A 13,548-nucleotide genomic window follows, 5' to 3' on the forward strand; every position below is an offset into this window, starting at 1 on the left:
GCTCCGATGACCGCCGACACCGTGCTCGGCCCGTCGACGTCCGACGGCCAGCGCCCGCTGCGGGCGTGGCAGTCGCAGGCGCTGGAGCTGTACGAGTCCGCCCGCCACGACGACTTCCTCGTCACCGCGACCCCGGGCGCGGGCAAGACGACGTTCGCCCTCACCCTCGCCTCGCGGCTGCTCGCGCGCCGCGTCGTCGACCGGGTCGTCGTGGTGGCCCCGACCGACCACCTGCGCACGCAGTGGGCCGAGGCCGCCGACGCCGCCGGGCTCGTGCTCGACCCGACGCTGACCAACGCCGTGGGGCCGGTGCGCCCCGGCACCCGCGGCTACGTGACGACGTACGCGCAGGTGGCGGGCAAGCCGATGCTGCACGCGGCGCGGGCCACCGCCGCGAGGACCCTCGTGGTCCTGGACGAGGTGCACCACGCGGGCGACGGCCTGTCGTGGGGCGAGGCGGTGGAGGAGGCCTTCGCCCGCGCGGCGCGGCGCCTGTGCCTGACCGGGACGCCGTTCCGCACCACGCCGGGCGAGCGGATCCCGTTCGTCCGCTACGCCGAGGGCGGCGCGGACGGCGAGCTGGTCTCGGCCGCGGACTACACCTACGGCTACCGCGAGGCCCTGCGCGACGGCGTCGTGCGCCCGGTGGTCTTCGCCGCCTACACGGGCACCGCCCGCTGGCGCAACAGCGCCGGGGAGGTCGTGGCCGCGTCCCTGTCGGAGCCGAGCACGCGGGGCCAGGAGGCGACCGCCTGGCGCACCGTGCTCGACCCCAGGGGCCAGTGGGTGCCGCACGTGGTCGCCGCGATGGACGAGCGCATCACGCACCTGCGCTCCCACGGCGTGCCGGACGCCGCCGGGCTGGTGCTCGCCAGCGACCAGGAGGACGCGCGCGCCTACGCGCGGATCGTGAAGAAGGTGACCGGGGAGGCCCCGGAGCTGATCCTCTCCGACGACCCGCGCGCGAGCGCGAGGATCGAGGCGTTCACGGCGTCGACGAAGCGGATCGCCGTGTGCGTGCGCATGGTGTCCGAGGGCGTCGACGTCCCGCGCGCGGCCGTGCTGGCCTGGATGACGAGCTACCGCACGCCGCTGTTCTTCGCGCAGGCCGTCGGGCGCGTGGTGCGCTCGCGCGGGCCGCACGAGGCCGCGACCGTCTTCCTGCCCGCCGTGCGCCCGCTGCTGGCCCTGGCCGCGGAGCTGGAGCAGGAGCGCAACCACGTCATCCCCCCGCCCGCGCAGGCGGGGGAGGACCTGGACCCGCTCCCGCGCACCGAGCGCAGCGGGGAGGGCCCCGCGCAGTGGGAGGCCCTGGACGCCGACGCGCAGTTCGCGCACGTGCTGCACGGCGGCCGGGCGGTGCTGGCCTCCGACGCCCGCGCGCCCGCGGCCAGCGCCGAGGAGGAGGAGTTCCTCGGGCTGCCCGGGCTCCTGACGCCGGAGCAGACCGCGGCCCTGCTCTCGCGGCGCGACGAGGACCTGCGCCGCCGCGCGTCGTCCGCGGTGCAGGAGGACCTGTTCGGCGGGCTCGGCGACGCCGCGGGCGCGGGCAGCGCGGGCGCGGGCGGCTCCGGCGGCTCCGCGGTCGAGGACGGCGGGCGGGCCTCCTGGCGCGCCGCGGCCGACCTGCGCCGGGAGGTCAACCGGCTCGTCGCGCAGCTGGCCGCCCGCACGGGGGAGCCGCACGCGCGCGTGCACGTGGCGCTGCGCACGGCGGTGCCGGGCCCGGCGTCCGCCTCGGCGTCGCAGGAGCTGCTCGAGCGCCGCCGCGACCACCTGCTCTCCCTGCTCTGACTGCTCTGACTGCTCTGACTGCTCTGACTGCTCCGACTGCTCCGACTGCTCTGACTGCTCTGACCGCTCTGACTGCTCCGACTGCTCCGACCCCCGCGATCGTGCGCGTCCCGCCTCCGTCGTGATCTTGCACTTTCCGACCACTGCTCGTCGTGATCATGCACTTCGCGACCACCCGCAGTCGTGATCGGGTCGTGCCGTCACCCGTGAGTGGCGGAGTGGGCACGGCGTCATCGGTGGTCGCCGGCGTGTTCGCCGAGTTCGAGCACGAGCACGACCTCGAGGCCCTGCCGCCCCACACGGACGGACGACCGCGCACGCGGATGACCGACGAGCTGTCGTGGCGCAGCCCGACAGGGCTCCTCGGCCACGTCGCGGACGCCGTGCTGGTGCGGCGCACGCTCGCCGAGCTGCTCGCGGACCACGACGCCGAGATCGTCCGTCGGCTCGGCCGGGCGGGAAGTGCATGATCACCACGAGGAGCGGCCGCGAAGTGCACGATCACGACGAGCAGTGGGCGCGACGTGCATGATCACCGCGGGAGGGACGGGGGTGGCCCCGGCGACCGGCGGCACCTGAGACGATGGCGCGCCGCGGCCCGCTCCGGGCGGCGGCGACCAGCGCGAGACGACCAGCGCGGGACGACCAGCGCGAGACGACCAGCGAGAGACGGGCGGGGACGGTCCAGTGGCAGGGGTACGGGTGGCGCTGCTGGGCTGCGGGGTCGTCGGCAGCGAGGTGGCGCGCGCCCTGACGGCGAACGCGCAGGAGCTCGCCGCGCGCGCGGGCGCGCCGCTGAAGCTCGTCGGGGTCGCCGTGCGCGACGCCTCCCGGCCCCGCGACGGCGTCGACCCGTCGCTGCTGACCACCGACGCCGCCGGGCTCGTGCACCGCGCGGACGTCGTCGTGGAGCTCGTCGGGGGCCTCGAGCCCGCCCGCGCGCTGCTGCTGGACGCGATGCGCGCCGGCGCGAGCGTCGTCACCGCCAACAAGGCGCTGCTGGCCGAGCACGGGCGCGAGCTGCACACCGCGGCGGCCGAGCGCGGCGTGGACCTGTACTTCGAGGCCGCGGTGGCCGGCGCGATCCCGATCATCCGGCCGCTGCGCGAGTCGCTGGCCGGCGACCGCGTCGAGGCGGTGCTCGGCATCGTCAACGGCACGACGAACTACGTGCTCGACCAGATGGACACCGGCGGCGCCGAGCTGGCCGACGCCCTGCGCGCCGCGCAGGAGCTGGGCTACGCCGAGGCCGACCCCACCGCGGACGTCGAGGGCTACGACGCGGCCGCGAAGGCGGCCATCCTCGCCACCCTGGCCTTCCACACGCCGGTCCCGGCCGCGGACGTGCACCGCGAGGGCATCGCGGGCATCACCGCCGCGGACGTCGCGGCCGCGCGCGAGGCCGGCTCCGTGATCAAGCTGCTGGCGATCTGCGAGCGGGTGCAGGGCCCGGACGGCGAGGGGATCCAGGTGCGGGTGCACCCGGCGCTGCTCTCGCGCGACCACCCGCTGGCCGGAGTGCGCGGCGCCTTCAACGCCGTCTTCGTCAAGGCCGCCGCCGCGGGCCGGCTGATGTTCTACGGCCAGGGCGCCGGCGGCGTGCCGACCGCCAGCGCCGTCCTCGGGGACGTCGTCACGGTCGCCCGCCACCGGGTCGACTCCGGCCTCGGGCCCCGCGTGCTCGAGCACGCCGACCTGCCGGTGCGGCCCATGGGGCAGGCGCGCACGCGCTACCAGGTGCGCCTGGACGTCGCCGACCGCCCCGGGGTGCTGGCCGCCATCGCCCAGGTCTTCGCCGAGCACGGGGTCTCCATCGAGACGGTGCGCCAGAGCGCGCTTCCCGGCCCTCAGGCCGGGGGCGGAGCTGGCGACGGAGGCGGGGGCGCGGGCCGGACGGCGTCCCTGGTGGTGGTCACGCACACGGCCACGGACGCCGCGCTCGCGGCGACCGTGGCGGCGGTGGCGGAGGTCGACGCCGTGGCCGCGGTGGCCTCGGTGCTGCGCGTGGAGGGGGACTGACGTGGCGCACCTGTGGCGCGGGGTGGTCGAGGAGTACCGGGACCGGCTGCCGGTCGGCGCGGCGACGCCCGTGGTCACCCTGGGGGAGGGCGGCACCCCGCTCGTGCGGGCCTCGCACCTGTCGGACCTGACCGGCTGCGAGGTGTGGCTGAAGGTCGAGGGCTGCAACCCCACGGGCTCCTTCAAGGACCGCGGCATGACGATGGCGATCACCGCGGCGGCGGCTCAGGGCGCCCGCGCGGTCATCTGCGCGTCGACGGGCAACACCTCCGCCTCCGCCGCGGCGTACGCGACGGCCGCGGGCATGGCCTGCGGCGTCCTCGTGCCCGAGGGCAAGATCGCCATGGGCAAGCTGAGCCAGGCCGTCGCCCACGGCGCGACGCTGCTGCAGGTCGACGGGAACTTCGACGAGTGCCTCACCACGGCCCGCAAGATCGCCGAGGCGTACCCCGTCGAGCTCGTCAACTCCGTCAACCCCGCCCGCATCCAGGGGCAGAAGACGGCGGCGTTCGAGGTCGTCGACGCGCTCGGCGACGCCCCCGACGTCCACTGCCTGCCCGTGGGCAACGCCGGAAACATCACGGCGTACTGGAAGGGCTACACCGAGTACGAGGCCGACGGTCCGGCGACCCGGCGCCCGCGGATGTGGGGCTTCCAGGCCGCCGGCGCCGCGCCGATCGTGCTCGGCCACCCGGTCGACCAGCCCGACACCGTCGCCACCGCCATCCGCATCGGCAACCCCGCCTCGTGGCAGCAGGCGCTCGCCGCGCGCGAGGAGTCCGGCGGCACGATCGCCGCCGTCACCGACGAGGAGATCCTCGCCGCGCACCGGCTGCTCTCGGCGCACGACGGCGTCTTCGTCGAGCCCGCCTCCGCGGCCGGCGCGGCCGGGCTGCTGCAGCGGCACGCCGCCGGGGCGCTCGAGCCGGGCCAGCGGGTCGTCGTCACGGTGACCGGGCACGGGCTGAAGGACCCGCAGTGGGCGCTGCGCGGCGCCGACGGCGGGGAGGTGCTGCCGGTGCGCGTCGGCGTGGACGCCGTCTCCGCGGCCGCCGCCCTCGGCCTGGAGTGAGCGGCCCCTGGTGAGCGAGCGCAGCGCCCCGGCCGCGCGGGCGGGCCGCGTCGTCCTCGGGCGCCGCGTGCGCGTGCGGGTGCCCGGCTCCAGCGCGAACCTCGGGCCCGGCTACGACGCGCTCGGGCTCGCCCTCGGCGTCCACGACGAGGTGGCCGTCACCGCCGTCCCCGCCGAGCGCGGCGTGCGCGTGGCCGTCGAGGGCAGCGGCGCAGGGCGCGTCGGCGTCGGCGAGGACCACCTCGTCGTGCGCGCCCTGCGTGCCGCCCTGCGCTCGGCCGGCGCCGACCAGCCCGGGCTGGAGGTGGTGTGCCGCAACGGCGTCCCGCACGGGCGCGGCGTCGGGTCCTCGGCGGCGGCCGTCGTCGCCGGGGTCGCCGCGGCCGGTGCGCTGCTCGAGGTGCCGCTCGCGGACGACGTCCTGCTCGACGTCGCCTCGGCGCTCGAGGGCCACCCGGACAACGCCGCGGCGTCCCTGCTGGGCGGCCTGACCCTGGGCTGGCACGAGGCGCCGCCCTCGGCGACGGCGCACGGCGGCCGGTGGCGGGCGGTGCGCGTCGAGCCCTCCCCGCACCTCGGCGTGCTGCTGTGCGTGCCCGGCGACGAGCTGTCCACCGCGCGGGCGCGCGCGATGCTGCCGCTGCAGGTGCCGCACGCGGACGCCGCGCACACCGCCGGGCGCGCCGCCCTGCTCGTCGAGGCGGTCACGCGGCGCCCCGACCTGCTGCTGCCCGCCACCGAGGACCGCCTGCACCAGCAGCAGCGCGCCGCCGCCATGCCCGGCAGCTGGGCGCTGCTGATGGCGCTGCGCGCGGCCGGCCACGCCGCCGTCGTCTCCGGCGCGGGCCCCTCGGTGCTCGTCCTGTGCCCGGACGACGCCTGCGCGGGCGCCGCGGCGCGGCTGGCGGCGGCCACCGGCGGCTGGCGGGTGCTGCGTCCCGGCATCGCGCGCACGGGCGCCGTCGTCGAGGAGCTGGCTGGAGGGCCCGGCGCGGCGGACGGGTGACCACCGGTGGGAACAGCGTGGCCAGTGGTACTGTTGCAGTGCCCGTACAGGTCGCGCGCCTCCGGTCCCGCACCGCCGCGCCGCCCAGGGTGATCACCCCGCCGCGACCCGCCCGAGGCCTCTGAGCCCGAGCGCGCGACACACCACCAGCCGGTCGGCTGGACACCCGCGCCCTCCCGTTCGGACCGGGGCGCTGACGAGGGAGAAGGACCTTCGTGACAGACACCACCGAGATCGCCGTCCCGGCCGAGGCCGAGCGCGCGACCGAGCCGGCCGGCGCCCGCCGGGCCGGTCTGACCGCCCTGCGCCTGCCGCAGCTGCAGGCCCTCGCGGTCGAGCTGGGCGTCCCGGGCACCGCGCGGATGCGCAAGAGCGAGCTCCTGGACGTCATCCGCGCCGCACAGGGCAGCGGCGCGCCGGCCGGTGAGGGCACCGCCGCCCCCGCCGTGCGCCGGCCGCGGCGCGCGAGCGCCGCCGAGCAGGTCGTCCCGCCCGCGGACGCCGCCCCCGCGCCGTCCACCGCCCCGGCTGCCCAGACCGCCCCGGCTGCCCAGACCGCCCCGACCGCTCCGGACGCCACCACCGGCATGAACGGTGCCAACGGCGCCAACGGTGCGGACGGCGCCGCGCAGGAGCGGCGCCCCGCCGCCGAGCCCGCGGCCCGCGAGGAGCGCCGTGACGACGGGCGCGACGAGCGCCGTGCCGCCCGCGAGGGCGAGCGCGACGCCCGCGAGCGCGCCGACGAGGTGCGCGCGGAGCTCGACCGCGTGCTCGCCGAGCGCGAGCGCGCCGCCGACCGCGGGGAGCGCACCTCCCGCGCCGAGCGCAGCCGCACCGACCGCGCCGAGCGCGCCGAGCGGGGTGCCCGTTCCCGCGTCGAGGCCGGTGACGGCACCGAGGCGCGCCCCGAGGCGCGCACCGAGACCAGCGCCGACGGCCGGCCCGCCCGCGAGGACCGCCTCTCGCGCCGCGAGCGCACCGAGGCCCGTCCCGACACCCGTCCCGACGCGCGCGCCGACACCCGTCCCGAGGCCCGCACCGACGGCGGCGACGGCTTCGACGACGACGAGGACGGCCGCGGCCGGCGCGGCCGCCGCGGGCGCTACCGCGACCGCGACCGCACCAAGCGCCGCGGGCGCGAGGGCGGGCCCGTGGTCGAGGAGGCCGTCGAGCTCAGCGACGACGACGTGCTGCTGCCGGTCGCCGGCATCCTGGACGTCCTCGACAGCTACGCGTTCATCCGCACCTCCGGCTACCTGTCCGGCCCGAACGACGTGTACGTGCCGCTCGGCCAGGTCAAGAAGGCCGGCCTGCGGGCGGGTGACGCCGTCACGGGCGCCGTCCGCCAGCCGCGCGAGGGCGAGCAGCAGGGGCAGCGGCAGAAGTTCAACGCGCTCGTGCGCCTCGACACCGTCAACGGGGCGTCGCCGGACGAGGCCCGCAAGCGCCCGGAGTTCAGCAAGCTCACGCCGCTGTACCCGCAGGAGCGCCTGCGCCTGGAGACGCAGCCGAACATCCTCTCCACGCGGATCGTCGACCTGGTCGCGCCCATCGGCAAGGGTCAGCGCGGCCTGATCGTCTCCCCGCCCAAGGCGGGCAAGACGCTGATGATGCAGGCGATCGCCAACGCGATCAGCGTGAACAACCCCGAGGTCCACCTCATGGTCGTGCTCGTGGACGAGCGGCCGGAGGAGGTCACCGACATGCAGCGGTCGGTGCGGGGCGAGGTCATCGCCTCGACCTTCGACCGTCCCGCCTCGGACCACACCGCGGTCGCCGAGCTCGCCATCGAGCGGGCCAAGCGCCTGGTCGAGCTGGGCCACGACGTCGTCGTGCTCCTCGACTCGATCACCCGCCTGGGCCGCGCCTACAACCTCGCGGCCCCCGCGAGCGGCCGGATCCTCTCCGGCGGCGTGGACGCCGCGGCGCTGTACCCGCCGAAGCGCTTCTTCGGCGCCGCCCGCAACATCGAGCACGGCGGCTCGCTGACGATCCTGGCCTCCGCGCTGGTGGAGACCGGCTCGAAGATGGACGAGGTCATCTTCGAGGAGTTCAAGGGCACCGGGAACATGGAGCTGCGGCTGGACCGCAAGCTCGCCGACAAGCGGGTCTTCCCCGCCGTCGACGTGAACCCGTCCGGCACCCGCCGCGAGGAGATCCTCCTCGGCCGCGAGGAGCTGCAGGTGATGTGGAAGCTGCGCCGGGTGCTCACCGCGCTCGACTCCCAGCAGGCGCTCGAGCTGCTGCTGTCCAAGCTGCGCGAGACCCGCAGCAACACCGAGTTCCTCATGCAGGTGCAGAAGACGTCCCCCGGTCTCGGCCACGAGGACTGAGCAGCACCGGCACCAGCACCGGCACGACGGCGGCGGGCGCTGCGGGATCCGGCAGGAATCCGCGGCGCCCGCCGCGCGTTGACCGGACGGCGGCGCGAGCAGCGCCTCTGGCAGACTGATCCCCAGGTCCCGGCTCACGTGCGCGCCCGCGCACGACCCGGCGGCCGCCGACGGAGGAGCCACCCATGAAGAGCGACATCCACCCCGACTACCACGAGACCACCGTGGTGTGCACCTGCGGGAACACCTTCACCACCCGCAGCGCCTCGCCGAAGAGCGAGATCCGCGCCGACGTGTGCAGCGCCTGCCACCCGTTCTACACGGGCAAGCAGAAGATCCTGGACACCGGCGGCCGCGTGGCCCGCTTCCAGCAGCGGTACGGCAACCGCGCCAAGGGCTGAGAACGCTCCGGACGCCGGCCCGCCCCACCCGGGGCGGGCCGGCGTCCGTGCGTCCGGGCCCTGCAGCACCGACCTCGTCGCTGCTCCGTCCCCCCGTCGCTGCCCGTCCCTCGTCGTGATCATGCATCCCAGGACCGCGCCATGACCGGAACTGCATGATCACGCGGGAGGAGCGGGCTGGAACTGCATGATCACGCCAGGGAGCGGGTCCGAAGTGCATGATCACCGGAGGGACGTGGAGGAGATGAGCGAGGTGCCGGCGCCCGTCGCGGCGCTGCTGGCCGAACACGCCGAGCTGGAGGGGCAGCTGGCCGACCCCGGCGTGCACGTCGACCCCGCCCGCGCCCGCACCCTCGCCCGCCGCTACGCGGAGCTGGGCCGCGTCGCCGCCGCGCACGCCGCGTGGCGCCAGGCCGCCGGCGACGCCGAGGCCGGGCGGCAGCTGGCCGCGGAGGACGCCGCCTTCGCCGCCGAGCTGCCCGCGCTGGAGCGGGCCGCCGCCGAGGCCGAGGAGCAGCTGCGCCGCGTGCTCGTGCCGCGCGACCCGGACGACGAGCGCGACGTCATCCTCGAGGTCAAGGCGGGGGAGGGCGGCGAGGAGTCCGCCCTGTTCGCCGGGGACCTGCTGCGCATGTACCTGCGCTACGCCGAGCGCCTCGGCTGGCGCACCGAGGTCCTCTCGGCCACCGACTCCGACCTCGGCGGCTACAAGGACGTCGCCGTCGCGGTCAAGGCCCGCGGGGTCGGCGGCGAGGCCGAGGGCCCGTGGGCGCGGCTGAAGTTCGAGGGCGGCGTCCACCGCGTGCAGCGGGTGCCGGTGACGGAGTCCGCAGGCCGCATCCACACCTCGGCCGTCGGCGTGCTGGTCCTGCCCGAGGCCGAGGAGGTCGAGGTCGCGATCGACCCGAACGACCTGCGCGTCGACGTCTACCGCTCCTCGGGGCCGGGCGGGCAGTCGGTGAACACCACCGACTCCGCGGTGCGGATCACGCACCTGCCCACCGGCACGGTCGTCTCCTGCCAGAACGAGAAGTCCCAGCTGCAGAACCGCGAGCAGGCGATGCGGATCCTGCGCGCCCGCCTGCACGCGCAGGCCCAGGAGGCCGCCGACGCCTCGGCGTCCGCCGCGCGCCGCTCGCAGGTGCGCACGGTCGACCGCTCCGAGCGCATCCGCACCTACAACTACCCGGAGAACCGGATCAGCGACCACCGCACCGGCTACAAGGCGCACAACCTCGACCAGGTGCTCGCCGGCGACCTCGACCCGGTCGTGCGCTCGTGCCTGGACGCCGACGCCGCGGCCCGCCTGGCCGCCGCCGGTGGCTGACGACCTCGCGACGGCACTGCGGACGGCGACCGCGCGCCTGGCGGCGGCCGGCGTCCCCTCGCCCCGCGCGGACGCCGAGGCCCTCGCCGCGCACCTGCTCGCCACCTCCCGCGGGCAGGTGCTCGCGCTCGCGCTGCGCGGGGCGCCCGCCCCTCACGGCTACGAGGAGCTCGTCGCGCGCCGGGCGGCGCGCACGCCCCTGCAGCACCTGACCGGCCGCGCCGCGTTCCGCACGGTCGAGCTCGCCGTCGGCCCCGGCGTCTTCGTCCCGCGCCCGGAGACCGAGGTCACCGCCGGGCTGGCCGTCCAGGCGGCGCAGCGGGTGGCGGCGTCGGGCGCGTCCCCGCTCGTCGTCGACCTGTGCACCGGCTCCGGCGCCATCGCCCTCGCCGTCGCCACCGAGGTGTCCGGGGCGCGCGTGCACGCCGTCGAGCTCGACCCCGCGGCGCACGCCTGGGCGCTGCGCAACCTCGCCGGCAGCGGCGTGCGGCTGCACCTCGCGGACGCCGCGAGCGCCCTGCCCGAGCTCGACGGCGCCGTCGACGTCGTCGTCAGCAACCCGCCCTACGTGCCCCCCGGCGCGGTGCCCCGCGAGGTCGAGGTGCGCGAGCACGACCCCGCCCGCGCGCTGTACGGGGGCGGGCCGGACGGCCTCGACGTCCCCCGCGCGGTCGTGGCCACCGCCGCGCGCCTGCTGCGCCCGGGCGGCGTGGTCGCGGTCGAGCACGCGGAGGTGCAGCAGGAGGCGCTGCTGGCCCTGCTGGGCGCGCCGTCGTGGGTGGGGGCGGTCGGGCACGCCGACCTCGCGGGGCGCCCCCGGTGCGTCGTCGCGCAGCGCACCGGCAGCCCGGCACCGCGGTGACACACTGGCCCGTGTGAGCAGCCGCTACGACTGCAGCGACCCGGCGCAGCGCGCGGCGGGCCTGCGCCACGCCCGCGACGCCCTGGCGCGCGGGGAGCTCGTCGTGCTGCCCACGGACACCGTCCCCGGCGTGGCCGCCGACGCGTTCTCCGCCGGCGCGGTGGCGGGCCTGCTCGCCGCCAAGGGGCGCGGCCGCTCCATGCCGCCGCCCGTGCTCGTCCCCGACGGGCGCACCCTCGACGGCCTGGCGCTCGACGTCCCGGCCCAGGCGCGGGCCCTGGCGGAGCGGTTCTGGCCCGGCGCCCTGACGCTGGTCTGCCGCGCTCAGCCGTCGCTGGCGTGGGACCTCGGGGACACCGGCGGCACCGTGGCCGTGCGGGTGCCCGACCACGACCTCGCCCGCGAGCTGCTCGCGCAGACCGGCCCGCTCGCCGTCAGCAGCGCCAACCGCACGGGCCGCCCTCCGGCGGCGACGGCGGCGGCGGCGCAGGAGCAGCTGGGGGAGTCCGTGGCCGTCTACCTCGACGACGGCGCGCCGCCGCGCCCGGACGCCCCGCCGTCCACCATCGTCGACGCCACCGGCCCCCGGCTGGCGGTGCTGCGCGTCGGGGCCCTGGACGTCGCGGAGCTGGCGCGGGTGGCGCCCGACCTCGCCCCCGACCTGGCCCACGACGGCCCCTCCTCCGAGGCGGCCGGGCGGGAGGACCAGCCCGGGTGAGGGCCTATCTGTTCCTCATGCTGCTCGCGGCCGGCACCACCTACCTGGCGACGCCGCTGGCCCGCCGCTTCGCCGAGCGCAGCCGGGCGATGACGCCCGTGCGCGACCGCGACGTGCACAGCGTGCCGACCCCGCGCCTGGGCGGGCTCGCGATGCTCGCGGGCGTCGCCGTCGCCTTCGTCGTCGCCAGCCGCATGCCGTTCCTGCGCGACCTGTTCACCTCCGACAACGGGCCGTGGGCGGTGCTCGGCGCGGCGGCCATCGTCAGCCTCCTCGGCGTCGCGGACGACGTGTGGGGCCTGGACGCCCTCACCAAGCTCGCGGGCCAGGTGCTCGCCGCCGGCCTGCTCGCCTGGCAGGGCGTGCAGCTGGTCAGCCTGCCCGTGGGTGGGGTCACCGTCGGGTCGAGCACCTTCTTCCTCGTGCTCACGGTGCTCGCCGTGGTGGTCGCCGTCAACGCGGTGAACTTCGTCGACGGCCTCGACGGCCTCGCCGCGGGCGTGACCGGCATCGGCGGGGCGGCGTTCTTCGTCTACACCTACCTGCTCACGCGCGACGCCAGCCCCGACGACTACTCCAACCTCGCGTCCCTGACCGTCGCGGTGCTGGTCGGGGTGTGCCTGGGCTTCCTGCCGCACAACGCCCACCCGGCGCGCATCTTCATGGGCGACTCCGGGTCGATGCTCATCGGCCTGCTGCTGGCCTCCTCGGCCATCGCGGTGACCGGGCAGGTGGACCCGGCGGTGGTCTCGCGCGCCGACCTCGTGCCGGCGTTCCTGCCGGTGCTGCTGCCGGTGGCGGTGCTGATGCTGCCCCTGACCGACCTGCTGCTGGCGGTGGTGCGCCGCATGCTCGCCGGCCAGTCGCCGTTCTCCGCCGACCGCCTGCACCTGCACCACCGGCTGCTCGACCTCGGCCACACGCACCGGCGGGCGGTGTGGATCCTCTACCTGTGGACGGCGGTGGTCGCGTTCGGGGCGGTGTCGCTGGCGTTCGTGCCGCTGGCGGTCGCGCTGCCGGTGTGGGGCTCCGCGCTCGCGGTGACGGCGCTGCTGACGACCGGCCCCGGGCGCCTGAGCGCCGCCCGCCGCTCCGGCGCGCTGCACGTGCCGCGCCGCTGACCAGCGCCGCTGACGAGCGCCGCTGACGAGCGCCGCTGACGAGCGCCGCTGGACGAGCGCCGCTGGACGACGTCGCGGCCGCGGAGGGGGTCCGCCGCGGCCGATACGATGCCCGCGTCGAAGCTCCCCACCGGTCGGAGGCCCCTGGTGCGACCTGCGCAGCCGCAGGACCCCTACCGCGCGATGCTCCGCGGCGGCCTCGTGCCGACCCTCGTGGTCGCCGTCCTGGCGCTGGCCGTGGCGGTCGCTACGGGCGGCGCGCGCGGCGCCGCCGGCAGCCTCCTCGCCAGCGCGGTCGTCGTCGCCAGCTTCTCCTCGGGCCTCCTCGTGCTCTCCCGGGTCGCCCGCACGGCCCCGCCGATCACCGTGATGGCCGTGGCGCTGCTCACGTACACCACCAAGGTCGGGCTGCTCGGGCTGCTGCTCCTCCTCGTCGGGGGTGCGAGCTGGCTGTCGGGCGACGCCTTCGGGCTGACGGCGGTCGCCACGGCCCTCGTCTGGCTCGCGGGGGAGCTTCGGGCCTTCACGCGCGTGCGCACGCTCGTCTTCGACGAGAGCGGGCCCGCGCGGGGCGCGAACCCCGGCGCGGCTAGCATGACCGCCCGATGACCGACCCTCCACCACCCCTCGGCCGACGGGCCCGCGAGGCGGCCGTGCGCGCCGAGCGCGAGCGGCTGTGGAGCGCGGGCGGGCTGCCCGAGGCGGGTGCCTGGCACGTGATGTCCCTCCTGCTGACCGGCGTGCTGCTCTTCGGCGGCGGCGGGTGGCTGCTGGGGCGGTGGCTGGAGCAGCCGTGGCCGACCCCGGTCGGGCTGGTGCTGGGGACGGCCGCTGCGATGACCAGCGTGTGGTTCCGCTACGGTGTCGACCGCTCGCGGCGGCAGTGAGCAGCGCG

The 13,548-nt window shown here is 77.0% G+C and carries 13 protein-coding genes; all 13 read left to right on the plus strand.

Features of this window, described 5'->3' with window-relative positions:
• Nucleotides 1–6: 6 nt before the first annotated feature.
• The 13 genes from BLS82_RS12765 (at nt 7) to BLS82_RS12825 (ending at nt 13,540) form a co-directional block, all read left to right on the plus strand.
• Nucleotides 7–1,794: a DEAD/DEAH box helicase gene (locus BLS82_RS12765; RefSeq protein ID WP_092867020.1), complete on the plus strand. Its 1,788-nt coding sequence runs from the start codon at nt 7–9 to the stop codon at nt 1,792–1,794.
• Nucleotides 1,795–2,030: 236 nt separating this feature from the next.
• Nucleotides 2,031–2,264: an SRPBCC family protein gene (locus tag BLS82_RS12770; RefSeq protein ID WP_092866467.1), complete on the plus strand. Its 234-nt coding sequence runs from the start codon at nt 2,031–2,033 to the stop codon at nt 2,262–2,264.
• 232 nt (nt 2,265–2,496) lie between these two features.
• Nucleotides 2,497–3,813: a homoserine dehydrogenase gene (locus BLS82_RS12775; protein ID WP_255378319.1), complete on the plus strand. Its 1,317-nt coding sequence runs from the start codon at nt 2,497–2,499 to the stop codon at nt 3,811–3,813.
• 1 nt (nt 3,814) lies between these two features.
• Entirely contained in the window at nt 3,815–4,885 is a 1,071-nt protein-coding gene (thrC, locus tag BLS82_RS12780; protein ID WP_092866473.1) for a threonine synthase, read from the plus strand.
• 10 nt (nt 4,886–4,895) lie between these two features.
• Nucleotides 4,896–5,891 carry a homoserine kinase gene (gene thrB, locus BLS82_RS12785; protein WP_218123885.1) on the plus strand — a complete coding sequence of 332 codons (996 nt, stop codon included), beginning with the start codon at nt 4,896–4,898 and terminating at the stop codon, nt 5,889–5,891.
• 215 nt (nt 5,892–6,106) lie between these two features.
• The gene (gene rho / locus BLS82_RS12790; protein WP_092866476.1) at nt 6,107–8,224 is read left to right on the plus strand and encodes a transcription termination factor Rho; all 2,118 of its coding nucleotides are present in this window, start codon (nt 6,107–6,109) and stop codon (nt 8,222–8,224) included.
• Between the two features lie 185 nt (nt 8,225–8,409).
• A complete protein-coding gene (gene rpmE / locus BLS82_RS12795; RefSeq protein ID WP_092866479.1) occupies nt 8,410–8,625 on the plus strand; it encodes a 50S ribosomal protein L31 in 216 nt (71 codons plus the stop codon).
• A gap of 244 nt (nt 8,626–8,869) precedes the next feature.
• Complete coding sequence (prfA, locus tag BLS82_RS12800; protein ID WP_092867024.1) at nt 8,870–9,952, plus strand: peptide chain release factor 1; 1,083 nt, start codon at nt 8,870–8,872, stop codon at nt 9,950–9,952.
• Nucleotides 9,945–10,814 (plus strand): peptide chain release factor N(5)-glutamine methyltransferase, encoded by an 870-nt coding sequence (prmC, locus tag BLS82_RS12805; RefSeq protein ID WP_092866482.1) that lies wholly within the window; start codon nt 9,945–9,947, stop codon nt 10,812–10,814. The genes prfA and prmC overlap by 8 nt, the downstream gene beginning before the upstream one ends.
• Nucleotides 10,815–10,827: 13 nt before the next feature.
• Entirely contained in the window at nt 10,828–11,532 is a 705-nt protein-coding gene (locus BLS82_RS12810; protein ID WP_092866485.1) for an L-threonylcarbamoyladenylate synthase, read from the plus strand.
• Entirely contained in the window at nt 11,529–12,653 is a 1,125-nt protein-coding gene (locus BLS82_RS12815; protein WP_092866488.1) for a glycosyltransferase family 4 protein, read from the plus strand. Before BLS82_RS12810 ends, BLS82_RS12815 begins: the two co-directional genes overlap by 4 nt.
• A 147-nt stretch (nt 12,654–12,800) precedes the next feature.
• Entirely contained in the window at nt 12,801–13,262 is a 462-nt protein-coding gene (locus BLS82_RS12820; protein ID WP_143028856.1) for a hypothetical protein, read from the plus strand.
• A complete protein-coding gene (locus BLS82_RS12825) occupies nt 13,259–13,540 on the plus strand; it encodes an AtpZ/AtpI family protein (protein WP_143028857.1) in 282 nt (93 codons plus the stop codon). Before BLS82_RS12820 ends, BLS82_RS12825 begins: the two co-directional genes overlap by 4 nt.
• The last annotated feature ends 8 nt before the right edge of the window (nt 13,541–13,548 follow it).

It is taken from the genome of Quadrisphaera sp. DSM 44207 (genome assembly GCF_900101335.1).
GTDB lineage: Bacteria > Actinomycetota > Actinomycetes > Actinomycetales > Quadrisphaeraceae > DSM-44207.